This is a genomic window from Prevotella sp. C561 (assembly GCF_000224595.1).
Classification (GTDB): Bacteria; Bacteroidota; Bacteroidia; order Bacteroidales; family Bacteroidaceae; genus Prevotella; species Prevotella jejuni.
In genome coordinates this window covers 166,874-172,723 of record NZ_JH114139.1, presented here as the reverse complement: position 1 = coordinate 172,723, position 5,850 = coordinate 166,874, and the positions used below count along the sequence as shown (strand labels likewise).

Sequence of the window (5,850 nt, the reverse complement as noted above, 5' to 3'; positions counted from 1 at the left end):
GAAGGGTGATAGGCATAAAACGTACCTCATAACGGCTGTTCTGTTCTTTCGACCTTGTCGTCCGGGGAGTGAGAAACTGTACTCGCCCATAGGTTTCTGCTTGGCTAAATGCTCTGTAAGTGTATCTAAATCAGCACCTACACTACTCTTGCGATTATGAGTTGAACGTATCAGAAAGTCGCATCCCACTTCCAAAGTCTCGTCCATAAAGGCGTAGACATCGCTCTCACGATCGCCAACTATTGTCTTACGAACATCACTTGGGATGCACTCTGCGCTTTCCTTTGCAGACAAAGTCCACCGGTAGGATTCCTTATCCTTATATGGTAAAGTTGCTCGTTTATTGGTCTTCTTTCGTCCTTCTATGCGCTCACGATTCCATATTCTCACAGAGGAGAAGCCTATAGGAAGGCATGATTCAGCGTCCACAATCATAGTAGGATGTACGAAAATAGAATACTTTTTCAGTTGCATAGAACCATCTCCAAAGTCGGGATCATCCTCCTTCAAACGCCCTTTCATGTGGTCGTAAGAGAGCTCCGTAGTGTCTTGTATGCATAATACATGTTTATGTCCAACACACTCACTACCAGAGAATTGCCTTATTCTATCTATTAGATCTTCCATATCCCAGTTCTTATTACGTAGTACTCTATATGCACCAACTTTAGGTGCCTTATCTTCGAAGCACTTATTAATAACCGCACTCTGTTTCTCTACCATCTTATCGAACAAGCTATTAACTCTTCATTCGATTCTCTTATCTCCTCCGAGGGAGTCAAAAATCTTGTTTAATTGCATATACAAAGATACTAAAAAACCATGACATACGCAAGTATTTTACTGAGTATCAATGTATTATGATATTAAAAAGATGTGTAGAAAGAGTAACCCTACGGGGGAGGGGTTGGGGGTGGAGCCAGTTGGGACTACTGTTATTCTGCTGTTTTGTTCTTTTATTATAGTTCTTACAGCAAGCTCTCACCAAATATCGCGTTCTTGATATCCTTCTCGTGTTCGAAGACGAAGCGGGCAACGATGGCACTCAGTAGGGCTGTTGAAGGGAGCTTCACACTCGTAGCAGACTTCAGACGGTCGAGGACACCCTTGAGATCGGAGTCGATATAGACCGTGGCCAGACGTGAGTCGCGTGCCTTATAGTCGCGTGCCAGGTCGAGGAAAATCTGCCAACTGTCCTCACCGCTATCCTTTGCGAGTGAATACTCACGTGCGAGCTGTCGGCCTTCAGCCTTTGGTAGCTTCTTCGCAGCCGGTGCGGTGCGGTCTTTGCGGTCGACTGCTTCCTGCTTGGGCTCTACCCGACGGAACGAACTTGTAGGGGCCGTTGGTGCTGCTGCTGGCTCATCAACATCTGCAATAGCTTCAGCATACTCCTCTGGCTGCTGTTCCTCAACCTGAGAACGCACCTCCTGCTCAATGTTGTTCGTATCATACTGCGCAGGCTCAATAGCCTCCTGCTCATCCATCGCCGTCTCTTCTGAATTAGTAATAGGATTTGGTCGTGGTCCTTTCTGTACCCTATGTGCCAAGTCGGTCATCGCACCTGGCATCACCACCATTGTTTTCTTCTTCTTAGCCATTGTATCTTTATTTCTTTGTTTTTACTTTGTTATATATAAACGTGGACTTATCATTTCCTTCTTTTGATACGTCCTTTCGTCATCCTCTCTCCCCTATCGCGCCCTCACGAAGTCTTCTCAGTTAACATCGTCTGTCCAAACAACTTTATTAGACCTTATTTATCCAACCAATTTTATCCAACTTCATCCCGTTAGGCACTCCCCCTCTTTCGGAGGGGGCTGGGGGGAGGTTTTTACTTCATCCTCCTCAGCATATAATCAAACGCCTTTTTAACAGCGTCGCGTTGCGTACCCAGCAGCTCGAAGGTGTTTGTGCGCTTCAGTGTTGCACGGCTATTGACAACAGGTGTGACGAGTCCGAAATTACCAAACACCTCATCTGTTCGCCGCCACATCTCCTGCTCCTCAGCCGTACCGATACGTGGGTCGATGCGGTTGGGGACGAAGAAGAGCTTGGCTGACATCTGTGGGTTATGCTCGCGTAGCACGTTGAGCACCTGCACGAAGACGCCCGTTGAGTCCAGCGCCTTGTCCTCGTATTCGTAAGGACAGACGATGTAGTCGGCCCCCACGAAGAGTGGTGCTAAACCGTCTTCGCTGATGTTACCAGGCGAGTCGAATAGTACGTAGCCCTCTACCTGAGAGGCTGAATCAACCAACGACTGCATAGTCTCGACATCTGTCACGTCGAAGTCCTGCACATTGTAAGGCTCTTCTTCGCCCTCGTAGATGAGCTTGTCCTTCCGACGCTGCATCAGAATAGTCTTCTGCAAGTCGGTATCAATGATACAAACGTCCCTACCCTTTGCAGCAAGATAGTTGGCAAAGAGTATACACAACGTACTCTTCCCTACTCCACCCTTCTGATTTGCGAAAACGATCTTCTTATTCTTCATTGTTTATATATTTATGTTTTTACTTTTTCCCGTAATTGTCTATTTACGTATCTATGCTTTCGAATATTTATATTTTAGCTCTTTAAGCTATTTACGTATATATATTTCAATCGGATTACATATCTGTCTTGTCACTCTTCGATGTTTTGTATCTCCCGAGCCTGTCTCGAGGCTCATGCCGCCTAATGTGGTCCAAGAAAGCTCCTTTTTATGGTTTTTATCCTTAAAAACAGCCATCTGAGGCCTTATTGCCTCTCTTTCTCACTTTTTAGGCTACATTTTTAGAAGCCGTTAGGCTATCTTTTTATTAGCCTTATTGGCCCAATATGACACATTAGGCCAATATTATAGTTCAAATAAAACCCAATTGGCATTCTTCTCCTTACTTTTTGTCACACCTGCCCACCTTTAACCCCTCTCATTTTGTCAATTTTCTCAACCACTCGTGTCCCTTCCCACAAATACTCAAATTATGAGCCTCTTTTATTGAAGATTTCCTATACTATCAGCATCGGACGTCATCAAGAGTGGGGTAGGGGAGGGGCAAAAATGCAATTAGGTCCTACTTCTGTGAGAGAAAAACTTCCCCAGCATGAAGGTAGGGCAGGGGCAAAAATGCAATTAGGTCCTACTACCTTATTAATAATGAGCGTTCTGTTAGTCTGCTGCAACCATTGTTCTGCGCAAAAGGCAGTAAGGTGCTAAGCCAAGGACAAAGCTAAGGATAGAAAGAATCGTACCGTAGGTCGTTATCTGGTCCATCGTAACACCGCCCACATTATTATATATATAGCCGTAAACCATGTTGGCGAACGAAATTGCCACATCGCATCCTATCAAAGAAGCACCGTAAAGACGGATTCTCCCAGCATATTTCACCATTAATTGGATGCAGAGAACGAGGTTGGTAACGAAGAGTACAAGGCCACAGGCAATTGAGAAAGTTGAGAACTTGCTTAAGGCCACTCCCGATACCCCGCTGCTCATCTCCTCTGGCGTGCATAAGAACATAGGGAGATTGGATGCTGCAGCAATCAAGAACGTTAGGACCATCACAACGATGACCGCCAATTGTGCAGTGAAATGCTTGTTACGACTCAGGCACCTGCGGAATACCTCCATCATAGTTAGCTTTGTCGCAAAAAGTGCAACAGCCTCTATCACTTGAATCATGGAGCTGCTCTGAAAAGTAGCAAAGGCCTGAGTGATCAATCCCTGTCCCTCATTGGGGGCCGACGTCCAGTTGTCTATCAGACTGAGACCACTAAAAGCAAGGTATAAACCCATACTCCAATTCAGTACTTCACCCGCCTTAGATGAAACCGAAAAAGTACCTAATTTCATATATAATTATATTAAAATAGATTCAAACAAATACACACATAATGATGTGGTTATATTTTTATACTTGCAAATATACGCCTAATTATTGAAAGAAACAAATACATCTAAACATTTTTAATGAGAAAAATAAAAAAACAAGTAGGCATAAATACAATAAAATAAATACTCTTTTAAGTCTTAATCTTTATATATATTTATGTAGTTACACATCTAACAAATATATAAAATTGTCGATTAAAAACTAACAACACATTAGGGAATACTCAAAAAGATACTCATTAATGAAAATGTATTTATATATTTACTTATTAACAAACATATATCCTGCAACTGAAAAAGATATATATTTAATTACATGTATAATAGTATAATCAGTCATATACATAAATAAAGAAACAGTTATATACGTATTTAAGGAAAAAAGGAGGGTATCATGAGCGAATAAAGGGAAATCCTCCTTCACTAGTTATGAGCATTCAGAATGATAAAAACTGAGAACAAAGAGACTATAAGAATGTAAAACCAAAGTAGAACGAGAGAGTTAGATTAGCGATAGAATGGGGTAAAAATACATTCATATATATAGTTGAATATATAAAAATACAGAATACTCTAAATCAGAGAGTAACAACTAATTATATCGAAAAAAAACATGTAAAGCGGTCGTACAAACACAAGATTCAAACTAAGAAAAACAGCAATTTTAAGCGATTTCATCGAACTAAATAGAAAATAAAGACTGTAACGAGGAAGTTAGCAAACAAACATCTATAACTAAACCTACAACTTTTAATCATAGAAAGAAGTAAAGATATAAATAGTGATTTAGATAGATATATATAATTCTTACATTCAATAGGTTACAAGGATAGAACTGTGAAAAGCGTAGGAAACGGTTGAAAAAAACAAAAATGCTTTAGAACAGTGACTAAGAGATCCATCTCCAAATTACAGTAAATGCGAAAAGTGGAGCGATGAAACCATGAAAAGAGTCAAAACGTGGGATGACAAAAACAAAAGTAGGGGAGGGTGGGGAATCAACTCGGCGCCTGTTGAAAAGAAAGAACACCTAAATTATGGAGAAAGAACAAATCCAAATGTATAAAAAAGGACGTAAAAAGAACGACGTAATAAGTAATCTTTTGTTCGTAATAAAAGCGGATATTTGTTTATATGTTTATATATTACTTACAAATGAAGACTATATTTTGCAATATAATATGTATTTATATAGTTAATTAAACATGGTATTATATATGCTATTATGTATTTATATATTTACCGAACATAAACCATTAAATACAATAATCTATACTTATATAAATAGTGATTTATATTATTAAATAATAAAACAAAAGTCTACTTACATAAATAAAAAGCAAAAATAAAAACAAAGTAAGTAAACAAGCAAATCACTAAAGGACTAAAAGTATTTTTATATACTTAGATAATAACGTGAAAATATGTACAGATAAAGACATAAATAGATGGTTTGGTAATAGACAATAGGAATAGAATAGAGCAAAAAAATAAGGTCAACACTTGAAGAAAATATGCTTTCGTAGAGGAGAAATAACAAGGAAAAGCAACGATGAGAAAGTGCGACAAAAAAGTGAAAAAGGGACAGGGTAAGAGGAGACAGAGTAACAGAAGGAAACAGTAACGATGGTTGGCTGGGGGAGGTGAGAGACAGGATAAAAAGAAGACAGAGTAACAAAAGAAACAGTAACGATGGTTGGGTGGGGGAGGTGAGAGAGTGGATAAAAGAAGACAGAGTAACAGAGGGAACAGTTGTGACGGGTGAAATGGATAGGAAAAAGGCTGCTTAAAAAGGAGACAGAATAACAGAAGGAACAGTTGTAACGGGTGGGATGGATAGGAAAAAAGGCTGCTTAAAAAGGAGACAGAATAAAAGAGGGAACAGTTGTAACGGGTGAAATGGATAGGAAAAAGGCAGCTTAAAAAAGAGACAGAATAACAGAGGGAACAGTAGTAACGGGTGAGATGGA

The 5,850-nt window shown here is 39.9% G+C and carries 3 protein-coding genes and 1 pseudogene; all 4 read right to left on the bottom strand.

Annotated features, from left to right (window positions below):
• A pseudogene (locus tag HMPREF0666_RS17580) lies at positions 1–723 on the bottom strand (hypothetical protein); the annotation flags it as partial.
• A 245-nt stretch (positions 724–968) separates the two neighbouring features.
• Entirely contained in the window at positions 969–1,601 is a 633-nt protein-coding gene (locus HMPREF0666_RS00520; RefSeq protein WP_009010308.1) for a hypothetical protein, read from the bottom strand.
• Between the two features lie 233 nt (positions 1,602–1,834).
• Positions 1,835–2,497, bottom strand: coding sequence for a ParA family protein (locus tag HMPREF0666_RS00515; RefSeq protein WP_009010307.1), 663 nt, complete (start codon positions 2,495–2,497; stop codon positions 1,835–1,837).
• A gap of 657 nt (positions 2,498–3,154) precedes the next feature.
• Positions 3,155–3,841 carry a hypothetical protein gene (locus tag HMPREF0666_RS00510; protein ID WP_009010305.1) on the bottom strand — a complete coding sequence of 229 codons (687 nt, stop codon included), beginning with the start codon at positions 3,839–3,841 and terminating at the stop codon, positions 3,155–3,157.
• Positions 3,842–5,850 lie beyond the last annotated feature (2,009 nt).

What these genes read in the sequence shown, in the direction of transcription:
- HMPREF0666_RS00520 (WP_009010308.1), bottom strand. Translation starts at nt 1,601, where the DNA reads ATGGCTAAGAAGAAGAAAACAATGGTGGTGATGCCAGGTGCGATGACC.
- HMPREF0666_RS00515 (WP_009010307.1), bottom strand. Translation starts at nt 2,497, where the DNA reads ATGAAGAATAAGAAGATCGTTTTCGCAAATCAGAAGGGTGGAGTAGGG.
- HMPREF0666_RS00510 (WP_009010305.1), bottom strand. Translation starts at nt 3,841, where the DNA reads ATGAAATTAGGTACTTTTTCGGTTTCATCTAAGGCGGGTGAAGTACTG.